The organism is Akkermansiaceae bacterium, from assembly GCA_017798145.1.
Classification (GTDB): domain Bacteria; phylum Verrucomicrobiota; class Verrucomicrobiia; order Verrucomicrobiales; family Akkermansiaceae; genus Luteolibacter.
Genome location: CP059069.1, coordinates 1831043 through 1844891 on the forward strand (window position 1 = coordinate 1831043; position 13849 = coordinate 1844891).

Here is a 13849-nt window from a genome sequence, read left to right on the forward strand (position 1 = left end):
GCGCACGATCTGGCGCGATCTCATCCCAAACCTATGGGGCGGCGATCCCCTTCAGTGTTCCTGAGCAAGGGCACCATGAAACCCATCCGCCAAGCCATCCGCCGCGAAGAAATCCAATTCTTCCTCCGCCTCATGGCCTCTGGGAGCGAATCCTCCAGCTTCCCCGCCCGCTCCCGGTCGCTGGATTCCTGGAGGCTAACGAGCCGGAAAGTGCCTTAAGTCACTGCCATCCGGGTCAGGTGTCTCATTGCAACATTTCTCAATCCATCTCCCAGATACTTTTCGCGCCTGCGCCTACGACGCGCTCGGGCGCATGAATGGGGCCTTTCGGATTGATGATTCGATTGGTCGTTCCAAGCCCTCCACCTCCGGCAGCCCGACCTTGGGTGAGGTTATGGCGGGCTGGCTGCAGGATTCCAGGTTCCTATCTGAGCAGATTCCATCCCGTAACCAGCGCCTTTAGGCCGGCCATCTCGATGGAGGAATCCACGCCCGTGCCCCAGAGCAGGCGCCCGTCATCGTGCTGGAGCTGGACGTAGGCGGCGGCGCTTGCATCGGAGCCGCCGCGCACGGCGTGAGACCGGTAGTCGGTGACCTTGAAATCCTTCATGCCCACCGTTTCCAGGGCGTGGACGAAGGAATTGATTGGCCCGTTGCCATCGCCCTCGATGCGGTGGAGATTCCCATGAATGGAGACGACCGCGTTGCAGTGGACGTTGCCACCACCGGGCTTGTGGATCAGCTCGTATTCCGTTACCTGGAGCGGCTCCGCGACGTTGACGAAATGCTCGAAAAACGCCTCGCGGATCTCGTCGGGCGTGAGTTCGCCGCCCTGTTTGTCGGCGAGGTCGTAGATGTATTTCCCGACGATGGGGTGCATCGACTTGGGAAGGTCGAAGCCGTGCTCGCGATCCAGCACGTAGGCGACGCCGCCTTTTCCGGACTGCGAGTTGATGCGGATGATCGCCTCGTAGGAGCGCCCGATGTCCTGCGGATCGATGGTCAGGTAAGGCACGCCCCACATCGTCGCGGGATCTAGCCTGGTTTCCCTTTCGCGGCGGTCCAGGCCTTTCTTGATCGCGTCCTGGTGGCTGCCGGAAAACGCGGTGAAGACCAGCTCACCCGCATAGGGCTGGCGCTCCGGAACCACCAAACGCGTGAATTTCTCATATTTCAGGCGGATGTCCGTCAGCCCGGAAAAATCCAGCCCGGTCGCGATACCGTGGCTGTTCATGTTCAGCGCGAGGGTGACGATGTCGAGGTTCCCCGTGCGCTCGCCGTTGCCGAAAAGCGTGCCTTCCACCCTGTCCGCGCCGGCCATCAGGCCGAGTTCGGTCGCCGCAACACCGGTGCCTCGGTCGTTATGCGTGTGGAGGGAAATGGAAATGGAATCGCGGCGGTCAAGGTTCCGCCCCATCCACTCGATCATGTCTGCATGGACGTTCGGGGTGGCCCATTGGACGGTGTCGGGGAGGTTGATGATCATCTTTTTCTCCGGGGTCGGCTGCCATACATCGATCACTGCGTTGCAAACCTCGGCGGAGAAATCCAATTCCGTATCGGAAAAGGACTCCGGCGAATACTGCATGATCACCTCGGTCTGGGGTATTGTTGACACCAGTTCCTTGACCAGCTTTGCGCCGTCGATGGCGATCTGCTTGATCGATTCCCGGGAGGCATCCCCGAAGGTGACGCGGCGTTGCAGAGGCGAGGTGGAGTTGTAGATGTGCACGATGGCGCGCCGCGCGCCGGCAATGGCCTCGAAGCTCCGGCGTATCAGCTGCTCGCGTGTCTGCACGAGGATCTGGATCGTCACATCGTCCGGGATCCGGTTTTCCTCGATCAGGCGGCGGCAGAAATTGAATTCCGTATCAGCGGCGGAGGGGAAACCGATCTCGATTTCCTTGAAACCGATCCGTACCAGCAGTTCGAAGAACTCCAGTTTCTCCTCGATGGACATCGGCTGCGGCAGCGCCTGGTTTCCGTCGCGGAGGTCCACCGAGCACCAGATCGGGGCGCGGGTGATCTCCTTGTCCGGCCAAGTGCGGTCGGGCAGCGGGATCGCCGGGAAGGGGCGGTATTTCTTGAGGGAACTCGGGTTCATCGGGTGGGGAGCAAGGCTACGCCACAAGATGGCTCCGAGGCAAGGGCTGCCTCTCGGGCAATCTCCGGAGCGCGGCGGGCTGGCGCGGATGTGCGTCCCGTCAGCGCAGGGTGATGTTGGTGTCGAGGTTGAGGAGTGCTTGGGCGAGGGCGGCGAAGGTGGCGGTTTCGATTGCATCAAGCGCGGGGTCGGCCTGCGATTCGCCCACTTTCAGCAGGGCGGCGGCATCGGAGGATCCCGATGTGAAAAACGTGCGCTGATCCGCGATGAGGTCAAGCAGCAGCGTGAGCTGTTCGGCGGTGGGTTCTTTCCCGGTGACCTCGCGGTAGGCCCATTTCGCCCGGGATTCCCCGGTGGCGCCGCCTTCCCTCAGGATGCGCTCGCCGAGCTTGCGGGCGGCCTCCACGTATTGCGGGTCGTTGAGCATCACGAGGGATTGCAGGGGGGTGTTGGTCGGCATGCGGCGGGTCGCGCAGACATCGCGCGTCCCGGCGTCAAAGATGGTCATGTTGGGCGGGGTGGTGGTGCGCCGCCAGAAGGTGTAGAGCGAGCGGCGGTGGAGGCCTTCGCCGCTGTCCGCCTTGTATTCCGGCAGGAAGTTGTTGAGCGTCTTCCACATCGATCCGGGCGCCTGGTAGGGCTTGACCGGTGGGCCGCCGATGCTTTCCACGAGGAGACCGGAGAGGGCCAGCGCGGAGTCGCGCAGCTGCTCGGCGGTGAGGCGGCGGGCGAGCGCGGGCGAGCAGGGCGTTGTCGGGGTCGCGCTCGCGCAGCTCCGGCGAGGCCGACGAATCCTGGCCGTAGGTGGCGGAGAGGAGCATCTGCCTGATCGCGCGTTTCTGGTCCCAGCCGTGGTTGATGAAATCGCGGGCGAGCCAATCCAAGAGTTCCGGATGGGAGGGCTGTGCGCCCTGGAGGCCGAAGTTCTCGGAGGTGGCGACAAGGCCGGTGCCGAAGATTTCCTGCCAGATGCGGTTGATGGTGACGCGGGCGGTGAGCGGGTGCTCGGGCGAGGTGAGCCAGCGCGCGAAGCCGAGGCGGTTGCGGGGCTCGCCTTCGGGGAAGGGCGGCAGCCAGTCGGGGGTCTCGCGCCCCACCCTTTCCGCAGGCATGGTGTAGTCGCCGCGTTTCAGGATGAAGTGGGGTATGGGCTCGGCGCTTTCGCGCATGGTGACGATCTCGCGCACCTTGTTCTGCTCCTCCCGGAACGCGGCGCGGGCGGCGTTGAGTTTCTTGCGCAGTTCGCGCGAGGCGGGATCGATGGCGGAGAGATAGTAGTCGCGGAGCGCCCCGTCGGATTGGTCCGGCTCGATCCCGCACTCCATGGCGGCCTCGAATTGGGTGATGTCGCGGAGGTGGACGGAAAGCCCGTCGATCATCCCGCCGCGGAAACCGAAATCGGCTCCCCTGGCCCCGAGGCCGATTCCCCCGCCGACGGGCATGTCCCGGGTGAGGTTGTCGCAAACGGTGTTCGTGGCGGCGGTAGCGCCGTTGATGAACATCCCGAGACCCGAAGCCTTCCGCGAACCGTCGTTGGTCACCGTGACGTGCGTCCACTGCCCGGTTGGGATCGGCTCGGAAGACGAAATCGATGCTGCGCAACCGGGAATCTCGCGTGCGAGTGTCCAGACGAGATGCCCTTCCTTGAGAACGAGCAGGAAGCCGGAATGGTTTTCGCCGGAGGTGGTGGTGTTCGCGAAAACGACGGCACGCGGGTATGTCTCGCCGGGCTTGAGCCACAGGCTCACCGAGAAAGGCTGGTCGGCATGGCTGATCCCAAGCGACGGGAGGGACGCGACGCTGTCCCCGTTCGTCAGCAGGGCGTTGCCCTCTTTCCCGGGGGCAAGCCTGTTAGACCCGATGTTCGCGGGCTTGCCCCCCGGCACAGAGTTTTTGAGCGGCTTCTCCTCGAACCCGAAGCGGGCTGCGAGATCCGGCGAGATGAATTTCTTCCCCGAAGAGAGCCAGTTTTCGAAAGCGGAATCCGAACCGGAAACATGGGCGGCAAGCGCGGCCTCCGCTTCGGCCACCTTGTTTCCCAGCGTAGCAAGGGCGGCCTCCTGTTCGGGCGTGGGCAGCTCGAGGGCGGGCGCGGGAACGAGGTTTCCCTTGGTGCTTCCGCCCTGTAACATGCCATGTTCGTCGATGCTGTTGAAAAAGGCACCCATCGAATAGTAGTCCTTCGCGGTGATCGGGTCGTACTTGTGGTCGTGGCATCTGGCGCACTCCATGGTGAGGCCCATGAAAGCGGTGCCGACCGCATGGACGCGATCCGAGATGCCTTCCTGCCGCCACTCTTCCGGAACCGAGCCTCCTTCGTTGGTCTTGCGGTGAATGCGGTTGAAGGCGGTGGCGAGCTTCTGCTCGCGTGTGGCTCCAGGCAGGAGATCGCCGGCGAGCTGATCGATGATGAACTCGTCGATGGGCAGGTTGCGGTTGAAAGCCCGGATCACCCAGTCGCGGTAGGGCCAGGCCTTCGTTTCGGTATCCGCCTGGTAGCCGAAGGAATCCGCGTAGCGGGCGACATCGAGCCACGGGGTGGCCATGTGCTCGCCATAGCGAGGGGATGCAAGCAGCCTGTCCACCACGGTTTCCTTTGCCGCGGACGACTCGTCTGCGAGGAAGGAATCGAGCTCTGCCTGGGTAGGCGGCAGGCCGGTGAGGGTGTAGGTCGCGCGTCGCAGCCAGCGCTCGGGGCTGGCGGGCTGCGTGGGGGAAAGGCTTTCCGATTCGAGGCGGGAGAGGATGAAGGAATCGATGGGGTTTTCCGGCCAGGTCGCATCCTTCGTTTCGGGGACGGGGACTTCCATCGGCGGGGCGACGAAGGCCCAGTGGGTCTCGTATTCCGCGCCTTGTTCCACCCATCGCCTGATCAGGTTTCTATCCGTTTCGGAAAGAGTGCGGTGGGAATCCGGCGGTGGCATGATTTCGTCCTCGTCGTCCGAGAAAATGCGGATCAGCGCCTCGGAGTTTTCCGGCTTTGCCGGATCCCAGGCGAGCGCCCCGATGGCCTTCTCGCGGACATCGAGCCGCAGCTTTGCCTCCCGGCGTTCCTTGTCAGGCCCATGGCAGTGGAAGCAATTTTCGGAGAGGATGGGCAGGATCTCGCGGGCGTAGGAAATCTTGTCCCCGGCGCGGCCAGGCAGGGCGGTGACGAGAAAGCAGAGAATGTAGGGAGATCGCTTCAAGGGGAATGACTACGTAGCTCAGGCTGCGGAAGTTGCACGCCCCTGCATACCGGGGAAGGCAGGGAAAATCAATTCGACTTGCCTGGGAACCTGCGTACCTCCACATCATTGTCCTGCTCAGGCCCCGGGGTGCTGCGGCCCCGCTTGATGAGATTTTCCAGCAAGTCCGACATGCGTAGCACGCGCTCCGGCATCGTGGCCGCGAGGTTCTGCGTTTCCCCAATATCCTTGGAAAGATCGTAGAGCTGCAAGGGCTGCGATTGGTCGCCGCCTTTGCCCCAGCCGCCGGAGCCGGGGGCGGGGATGTATTTCCACGCGCCGGAACGCAGGGCCGGAACCCCCTGGATCGAGGCGCTGACGGCGTTGCCGCGGACGGATTCCGCCTCCCCTTTCAGCAAGGGTACGAGGCTAAAACTGTCCTCGCCCTCGTCCGGCGCGAGCTCCTCGCCGAGCACCTCGGCGAAGGTCGCCATCAGATCCGCTTGGTGGACGAGGACATCACTGACCTGCCCGGCCTCCACGACACCGGGCCAGCGGACGAGGAAGGGGATCCGGTGCCCGCCCTCCCAGGCATCGGCCTTGTAGCCCCTCAGCGGACCGCTGGGGAAGTGCCCCTTCGCCTCTTGCTCTGGGACACCGGCGTAGGGAGCCGAGCCGTTGTCGCTGCTGAACACCACCAGGGTGTTTTCCGCGAGGCCGTTCTCCGCCAGCGCCTCCAGCACGTTCCCGACCGCCGCATCCGTCTCCATCACGAGATCCGCGAGCGTGTTGATGCCGCTCTTCCCCTTCCACTCCTCGTTGACCGAAAGCGGCGTGTGCGGCGTGGTCAGCGGCAGATAGAGCAGGAAGGGCTCCGGCGTCTTCGCCTCGCGCCCGATGAATTCCACCGCCCTGCCGATCAAGGCCGGAAGAATGGGCTCGAGCGTCCACCCCTCCAGCGCCGGACCCTGCTGGCTTGCCAAGTTTTCTGCAAAAAGCTCCTTGTCCGCATATTCGCTCGGGATGCCGATCGTCCGGTCGTTCTCAATGAAACAGTACGGCGGCCAGTTCGGCACATCCGTTCCGAAATATTCGTCGAAGCCCACCGCCGTCGGGCCGCCGGGGATGGGTTTGGAAAAGGTTTCCTTCCACGCGGCGCGGTGCTCACCGGTCGCGGCGTTGTCCTTCTTGCCCTTGTATCCGCCGGAGCCGAAGAACGCCTTCTGCCCCGGCGCGATCGGCCAATCCCAGCCGAGGTGCCATTTCCCGATGCATGCTGTCTTGTATCCCTTGCGCTTCGCCAGCCCGGCGATGGTCAGCCGGTGCGGCGCGATGAGCGGCTTTTCCCAGAGCCCCACGATCCCCTTCTGCAACCGCGACCTCCAGTGGTAGCGTCCGGTCAGCAGAGTGTAGCGCGAGGGCGTGCACACCCCGGAGGACGAATGCCCGTCCGTGAAACGCATGCCCTCCGCCGCGAGCCTGTCTATGTTCGGCGTCGGGATCTTGCCGCGCTCCGGGTTGTAGCAATGCACATCGCCGTAGCCGAGGTCGTCGGCGTAGATCACGACGATGTTGGGGAGTTTTTCGGCATCCGCGTGAACTGCGAGCCCGACTGCCAAAACGAGGCCGACCATGGCCGCCCCGCTTATGTTGAATTTTGCGTGTGAGAGTCCTGCCACGATTTCAGTTCTTCCCGATTGATCTTCCCGCCGCCTGCGCCAGTCCGCGTATCATAGTTGTGAAATCATCCGCATCCAGCATATCCGCGATGGCCATCTCCATCCGCCACCTCCAGTAGAACGGGATGATGGCCGGGACATTGATGCGCTCGCCATCGATGTCGTTGCTGCGAAGCTCGCCATCCATCGCCAGCAGGTCCTGGAGCGGGAAAACCGCCCACATCGCCGGTGAATGCATCTGCTGCGCGATGATGCGCCGCGCCATCTCCGGGCTGAGATCCTTCTCCGGATAACCCTCGCCGAACATTTCCCAGGCGAAGTTCGCACGGATCACTCCATCGTCCCGCCACCACGCACGCAGAGTTTCCATATCGTGTGTGCCGGTGGAGACGACACTCATGTAGGGAGCGTGCGCCGGATGTGCGAAATCGACCCCCTCCTCCTTCGGCCAGCGCTGGATCTCCAGCGAGAGCATCCCCAGCTCCCGCATCACTCCGGGCACGCAGGCCGGCACCATCCCGAGATCCTCGCCGCAAAGAAGCATGTCGCTGGCGGCGCGCATCGCCGGTAGTTTTTCGTAAGCCTTCGCCTCCCAGAAGCCCTCCTGCCTGCGGAAGAAATAATCGACATACAACGCGCGCAGCTTGTCCTGCATTTCCCAGTCGAGCGCCTTGAATGAATCCGTGTCCATCATCGACATCCGCGGGTGAAATTCCGTCCCGCCCGATCCCGGCACCTCAAGGAACAGAACCTCCGCCACCACATCCATCAACGCATCCCGCAGCCATTCCTTGTTCGCCCAATCCCCGTTCCCTAGTTTTCCGAAAAATTCCGCCACCTGCCGCTGGGTGGAAAACTGCGGTTTCGGCCCATGGCAGCCCAGGCCGTAATCCACCAGGAAATCCTGCCTCACCCCATCCGCGAACTCGCCGAATTTCTTCGCCAGATCTTTCTCGAAGACGATGGGCTTGCAGAAGCGATCATAGTCGAAGGCGATCCCGCGCTCCGCGAATTCCTCCACACGGATCGGCATCGCCGGGTCGAACCAACCCATGATCCCCTCGACCTGCTCCACCGGCACCTGCCAGATGCGGAAAAAGCCAAGGATGTGGTCGATGCGGTAGGCATCGAAGTAACGGCTGAGCTTCTCGAAACGCGCGCGCCACCAGGCATAGCCATCCTTTTTCATCTCGTCCCAGTTGTAGGTCGGGAAGCCCCAGTTCTGCCCCTTTACCGCAAAGGCATCCGGCGGAGCACCCGCCTGCGCATTCATGTTGAAAAGGTGCGGCGCAACCCAGGCATCCACCGAATCCCGGTCCACCCCGATCGGCAGGTCGCCTTTCAGCGCCACACCCGCGGCGTGCAAATGCGCCACCGCATCGGTGAGCTGGCGGTCCAGCTCGTACTGCAGCCAGACGTAATACATCGAATCCGTGCTGATCGAGAGGGACTCGGCCTTCGCCGCATCATACTCCGCCCACTCGCCCCATTTGGAGAAATCCGCCGTGCCGTGCTCGTCGCGCTTCACCGAGAAAATCGCGTAATCAAGAACCCAGTCGCGGTTCCGTTCAAGGAAACCGAGGAACGCCTTGTCGCGCAGGATCGCATCGTGGTTCGTGTCGAAAATCTCCCGCGTCACCCGCCATTTCACCGCCATCACCGCCTCGTAATCGACGTGCTGGAGAGCGTTGAGTGAAATCCGTTCCTCCGCAAAATCCGCATCGCCCACCATCGGGAAACTCATTTCATCCAGCCGTAGGTAGATCGGATGCAGTGCGAAAACGCTGATCGCTGAATACGGATAGCTGTCCGTCCATGTCTTCGAGGAAGTTGTGTCATTGATCGGCAGGATCTGGAGCATTTTCAGCCCCGTGGCAGCCGCCCAATCACCCATCGCCTTGAGATCCGCGAACTCCCCCACCCCGCAGCCCTCCGCGCTCCTCAGGGAAAAAACCGGGATCGCCACCCCGGCGCCCCGGAATTTCAGATCCGCACCCCTGCGGAAATTTTCATCCGAGACGAACACCTGACCCGCCCCGTCGCGGCGCTCCAGCACGCGGTTCCCGCCATCCTCCAGCCTCACCGCCTTCCCAAGGGCGGGATCGTAGAGCCCGTACTTGTATTCCACCCGCCAGTCCGCCGGCAGCTCCACGCCCGCCTTCCAGATATTTTTCTCCGCCTCCAACATCGGCACCGCCCTGCCGTAATCCCAGTCCCCCAGCGTCTCGAAGCCACCCATCAGGCAAGGCACCAGGCCTTTAGGAACGCGCGCCATGTGAAGGCAGAACTCATGGTTTTTCCCTTTGGCCGCGAATTTCCCCGGCTTCCCCGGGTTCCCTTCCACCGCCGCGAAGACCTTCGCCTCATAGACCCGGTCATCGCTCCCCGCCGATCTCCAGTCGTCCAGGAAAAGCACCCGTGGCGGCAACCGGAGCGCAGCGGAGATGGACGGACTGGATACCTCCAATTCTTCCGTCAAATTCGATCCGCCATGCCAATCCCGCACCCCGCCCCATTCCCGAAGCTCCACCCCGTAGCCCTCGCGCTTCAGCAAATAATTGTATTTCACCTGCGCCGCCGGGCTCTCCACCTCCACCTCCCAATGCCCCTCGTCCAGCCACCTCATCGGCACCTGCCCGCCATCCATCTCCAGCCACAGCGATTCCCCGACCACCGTCCGATAAGCCACCCGAAATACCAAAGTCATGCGCGACTAGCTAAGCCGCCGCCGCGCCGATCCGCCATCCAAAATCGGATTTTCTCGCAGGAACAGGCAGGGACGGCCTCTCCCGAACCGTCCATATCTCGCGGCGCTCTGCGCGGGAAGATACCGGATGAATGGATGGAGCCGTCAGATATGGACTTTTAGGGATAAAAGTCCCTGCCTGTGGAAACAAAAAAACATCCCCCGTTTTCACAGGGGATGTTCAAGTAGCCGAAGGCTTCAAAGTATTGCGGAAAACAGGTCGCCGACCTGAGATCCATCAGCGGCGGCGGCGAAGCAGCGCGAGCATGCCAAGACCGCCGAGGAGGGCGGCGGAAGGCTCGGGAATGGCGGTGATCGCGATCTCATCGAAGCCTACCCGGCCATCCGATGGCTTGAACGCGGTCATAATCTCCAGCGCGATGTAGCGCGCAGAGGTGATCCCGCTCAGATCGTAGGCATAAGCCGAAGTGAGAACACCGATGCTCTGGGTTGATCCAAGCTGTGTCCAGCCTCCGCTTGCAAAGTCATAGTCCACCGCTTGGTTTCCACCCGGAGGCGCCGGCAAGGCGACCGTCGGCGTTACCGCGTGGTAGATATTGAATGTGGCGGTGGCCGTAATATTGGATTGGGCATCGGAGTTGATGATATAGAGATTATCCAAGGTTGTTTGCGCGCTACCCAGATCGAAGGATACCCAAGCAAGTTTGCCGTTCGCGGCAGCAACCAGGTAATGGTCATACCACTCATCCTTGTAGATTGCACCCCCGCTTGGTGATGCCGCTCCGTTTGTCCAAGTCGAAGGATCATTGGCATCAGGCTTGGTGATGCCAAAGCCGTTGGTGAGCGGGGTGAAATCCTGCGGAGTGTAGCTGTCGCCTCCGCTGAAGCCTGTGATTGAGGAGATCGGCAGAATACTTGCCGCATTGGCGTTGAGAGACAATCCGGCAAGTGCCAGCGAGGTGAGGAACGGTGTGGTTTTCATATTTGTCTGTGGGATTGGGAAGCGAAGATTCGTTTCGTTCTGATTGAGTAGCGCCGCCCAGCAGGGTCGTCCAAGCAAATTGCCTTTGACAACCTGTGCGCAGAGTGTGAGGTTTCACCGTGCTCAACACCTCCACGATCACCGAACAGGTGGCCTCCCACCTGCGCGAAGCGCTCAGCCAAGGGCGCTGGAAGGGACTCATGCCGGGGCGCGACCGCCTGATCGCTGAGCTGGGAGCCAATGGCAGGACGATCGAAAAGGCCTTGGGGATGCTGGAGCAGGAGGGTCTTCTCAAATCACAGGGAGCGGGGCGAAGGCGGCGGATCATGGCCTCCCAGAAAGACGCGCCCGCCATGCGGGTGACCCTTATTCTTTATGAACGGGATGACGCCCTCAACCGCTACATCTCCGAGTTGCGGCGCAAACTGCAAGCATCGGGGCACGAACTGCTTTTTGCTCCCAAGAGCCTGGCGGAGCTGAAACACGATCCCGAACGGGTGGCGCGTATGGTAAGCGAGAATCCGTCCGGGGCGTGGATCATCCAGTCCGGATCCCGACCCGTTTTGGAATGGTTTGCGAAGTCGTCGATTCCCTGCTTCTCCCTATTCGGACGGATGCAGGGGCTGGATATCGCCGGAACCGGGCCGGACAAGCTGCCGGCCCTGCGGGAGGCGATCCAAAGCCTCGCCGACAAGGGGCACCGGCGCTTTGTATTCCTCACACGCGAGGAGCGCCGGAAACCAAGCCTGGGAATGGTTGAGCGGGTTTTTCTCGATGAACTCGAAAAGAGGGGCATTTCCACCGGCCCTTACAACCTGCCTGACTGGATGGAGACCGGCGAAGGGCTGAGGGATTGCCTTGATTCACTATTTCACGTCAGCCCGCCGTCCGCACTACTGATTGACGATTGGATACTCCTGCTTGCCGTTCAGAACTTCATCGCCCGGGAAAAGACTTCTGCCATGAAACAGGTGGCGCTGATCTGCACCGACTTCCATCCCAGCTTCAATTGGTGCTCACCGGGCATCGCCCACATCCACTGGGATCACAAACCCATGGTGCGCCGTATCGTGCGCTGGACAGGCAACATCGCCCGCGGCAAGGACGACCGGAAGCAAGGCCTGACGGTGGCCAAGTTCATTGGCGGATAATATGGAGAACGGTGCTTCCAGCCCCTTTTCCGGAAGCCTTGGTGATCATTTCGCTTGGCTTGTGCTAAAGGTGCTGGAGGCACCCTTCTCCATACTTGGGAGCACATTTTCATAGCTACCCGACTACGACGCGCATGGCTTCAGAAAAACACCGCCACCGCATGGAAGACGGCGGCAAAGAGCACCAATTCCAAAGCGCCGAGCGCGAGGAGCCGGTTCATCCGGGCATCGGCGGGCAGGGTCAGCACGCCCCAGATGATCCGCATGCCGATCGCGAACACCGGCACGCTGGCGACCAGGAACATGGGCAGATCCCACATCATCCAGACAAACCCAAGAAACGCCGCCAGCTTGATCTCCAGCCAGATCACCGCCGCCGCCGCTTTCCCGCCGAACCTTACCGCCAGCGTCCGTTTCCCCACCAGCGCGTCGCCCTCGCGGTCGCGGAAATTGTTCACCGAGATCAGCACCGCGGAGAGCAGGCCGATCTGTGCGCCGAGCAGGGCCGCCTCGCGCGGCCATCCGCCAGTCTGGATGAAAACTGTGCCCATCACCGCAACGAAGCCGAAGAACAGGATCACGAAAACCTCCCCCAGCCCCCTGTAAGCCAGCGGAAACGGCCCGCCGGTGTAGCCGTAGGCGAGGAACAGGGATGGGATGCCGATCGCCAGCATAGGCCAGCCCCGAGCCATCACCAGCGGAGTCCCGAATGCCACCGCGCCCGCGAGGAACACCGCGCCCAACGCCATCACCTGCCCGAAAGCCATCTCGCCGGTCCCCGTCAGCCGCTTCGGCCCGGTGCGGCGCTCGCCGTCGGCGCCCTTTTTCCCGTCCACCGCGTCGTTGAAGAAATTCGTCGCGATCTGGATGCACAGTGCGCCGAGCAGGGTGCAGGCCAGCAGCCACCAGTCGATGCTGCCGGAAAGCTTCCAGGCAAGCACGCCGCCGACCCATACCGGGACGACGCCCGCCGCGAGGGTTTTCGGTCTCGCGCCGGAGAGCACGGCTTTGAAAAGTGTTCCTGGATACATCGTTCGGAGGGAGTGAAGGAGGGAATGAGGGATAGGGCGAATGGAAAATCCGGCGCTCATGCCATAGAAGAACGCGGAAACCACCTCTCCCACTGATCACTGCTCACTCGGCACTGACCACTTCCTACGGCACCCTCGGGAACTTCGAGAAATCCGGTTTGCGTTTCTCGAGGAACGCTTCTTTCCCCTCACGTCCTTCTTCGGACATGTAATAGAGCAGGGTGGCGTTCCCGGCGAGGTCGAGCAGGCCCATCTGTCCGTCGCAATCGGCGTTGAGGGCGGATTTCAGGCAGCGCAGGGCAAGCGGCGAGTGGGCGAGCATTTCCCGGCACCACTGGAGCGTTTCCTTTTCGAGATCCGCGAGGGGGACGACAGTGTTCACCAGGCCCATGGCTAGCGCCTGCTGCGCATCATACTGGCGGCAGAGATACCAGATCTCCCGTGCCTTTTTCTGGCCGACGATACGTGCAAGATAACTGGAGCCGAGGCCGCCGTCAAAACTGCCGACCTTCGGGCCGGTCTGGCCGAAGCGGGCGTTGTCCGCCGCGATGGTGAGATCGCAGACGATGTGCAGAACGTGCCCGCCGCCGATCGCGTAGCCCGCGACCATCGCCACGACCGGTTTCGGAAGCGTGCGGATCTTTTTCTGCAGATCGAGAACATTGAGGCGCGGCACCCCGTCGCCGCCGATGTAGCCCGCGTGGCCGCGCACCTTCTGGTCGCCGCCGGAGCAGAAGGCGAGATCGCCCTCGCCCGTTAGTATGATCACCCCGACCTGTGGATCCTCGTGCGCCATGTCGAAGGCCTTGAGCATTTCAGCGACCGTCAGCGGGCGGAAGGCGTTGCGCACCTCGGGGCGGTTGATTGTCACCTTGGCGATGGCGCCGTCTTCGGTCGTTTCGTACCGGATATCCTCGAAGTCATGTTTTGAAACCCACATCATGCTGGGAAGCTGCCCCGCCCCGCCGCCGTTATCAACCGCGAAAAGCGCCCGGACATTCCCGGCTAGATCTTTCCAACGGATCACC

The 13849-nt window shown here is 62.3% G+C and carries 9 protein-coding genes; 1 reads left to right on the forward strand and 8 read right to left on the reverse strand.

The genetic code is table 11. The features are described 5' to 3' along the window. Positions 1-424: 424 nt before the first annotated feature. The 6 genes from leuA to HZ994_07745 form a co-directional block, all read right to left on the reverse strand. Positions 425-2104: a 2-isopropylmalate synthase gene (leuA, locus tag HZ994_07720; GenBank protein ID QTN32223.1), complete on the reverse strand. Its 1680-nt coding sequence runs from the start codon at positions 2102-2104 to the stop codon at positions 425-427. Positions 2105-2204: 100 nt separating this feature from the next. Continuing rightward, the gene (locus HZ994_07725; GenBank protein QTN30772.1) at positions 2205-2612 is read right to left on the reverse strand and encodes a DUF1553 domain-containing protein; all 408 of its coding nucleotides are present in this window, start codon (positions 2610-2612) and stop codon (positions 2205-2207) included. Next, complete coding sequence (locus HZ994_07730; protein QTN32224.1) at positions 2599-5292, reverse strand: DUF1549 domain-containing protein; 2694 nt, start codon at positions 5290-5292, stop codon at positions 2599-2601. The genes HZ994_07725 and HZ994_07730 overlap by 14 nt, the downstream gene beginning before the upstream one ends. Before the next feature lie 68 nt (positions 5293-5360). Then, positions 5361-6905 (reverse strand): arylsulfatase, encoded by a 1545-nt coding sequence (locus tag HZ994_07735; GenBank protein ID QTN34341.1) that lies wholly within the window; start codon positions 6903-6905, stop codon positions 5361-5363. Between the two features lie 49 nt (positions 6906-6954). Beyond that, entirely contained in the window at positions 6955-9657 is a 2703-nt protein-coding gene (locus HZ994_07740) for a 4-alpha-glucanotransferase (GenBank protein ID QTN32225.1), read from the reverse strand. 277 nt (positions 9658-9934) lie between these two features. Continuing rightward, positions 9935-10639 carry a hypothetical protein gene (locus HZ994_07745; GenBank protein QTN32226.1) on the reverse strand — a complete coding sequence of 235 codons (705 nt, stop codon included), beginning with the start codon at positions 10637-10639 and terminating at the stop codon, positions 9935-9937. A gap of 119 nt (positions 10640-10758) precedes the next feature. Here HZ994_07745 and HZ994_07750 point away from each other — a divergent pair, with 119 nt between their 5' ends. Next, positions 10759-11790, forward strand: a complete 1032-nt coding sequence (locus HZ994_07750) for a GntR family transcriptional regulator (GenBank protein QTN32227.1) — start codon at positions 10759-10761, stop codon at positions 11788-11790. Positions 11791-11930: 140 nt separating this feature from the next. Here HZ994_07750 and menA read toward each other — a convergent pair whose 3' ends face one another. Together menA and menB are read right to left on the reverse strand one after the other, a co-directional pair. Continuing rightward, a complete protein-coding gene (gene menA / locus HZ994_07755) occupies positions 11931-12821 on the reverse strand; it encodes a 1,4-dihydroxy-2-naphthoate octaprenyltransferase (protein ID QTN32228.1) in 891 nt (296 codons plus the stop codon). Positions 12822-12945: 124 nt separating this feature from the next. Then, complete coding sequence (menB, locus tag HZ994_07760) at positions 12946-13761, reverse strand: 1,4-dihydroxy-2-naphthoyl-CoA synthase (GenBank protein ID QTN34342.1); 816 nt, start codon at positions 13759-13761, stop codon at positions 12946-12948. Positions 13762-13849 lie beyond the last annotated feature (88 nt).

Excerpts from the sequence above, each read along its gene's own strand:
- leuA (QTN32223.1), bottom strand. The coding sequence starts at position 2,104 with ATGAACCCGAGTTCCCTCAAGAAATACCGCCCCTTCCCGGCGATCCCG.
- HZ994_07725 (QTN30772.1), bottom strand. The coding sequence starts at position 2,612 with ATGACCATCTTTGACGCCGGGACGCGCGATGTCTGCGCGACCCGCCGC.
- HZ994_07735 (QTN34341.1), bottom strand. The coding sequence starts at position 6,905 with ATGGTCGGCCTCGTTTTGGCAGTCGGGCTCGCAGTTCACGCGGATGCC.
- HZ994_07740 (QTN32225.1), bottom strand. The coding sequence starts at position 9,657 with ATGACTTTGGTATTTCGGGTGGCTTATCGGACGGTGGTCGGGGAATCG.
- HZ994_07745 (QTN32226.1), bottom strand. The coding sequence starts at position 10,639 with ATGAAAACCACACCGTTCCTCACCTCGCTGGCACTTGCCGGATTGTCT.
- menA (QTN32228.1), bottom strand. The coding sequence starts at position 12,821 with ATGTATCCAGGAACACTTTTCAAAGCCGTGCTCTCCGGCGCGAGACCG.
- menB (QTN34342.1), bottom strand. The coding sequence starts at position 13,761 with ATGTGGGTTTCAAAACATGACTTCGAGGATATCCGGTACGAAACGACC.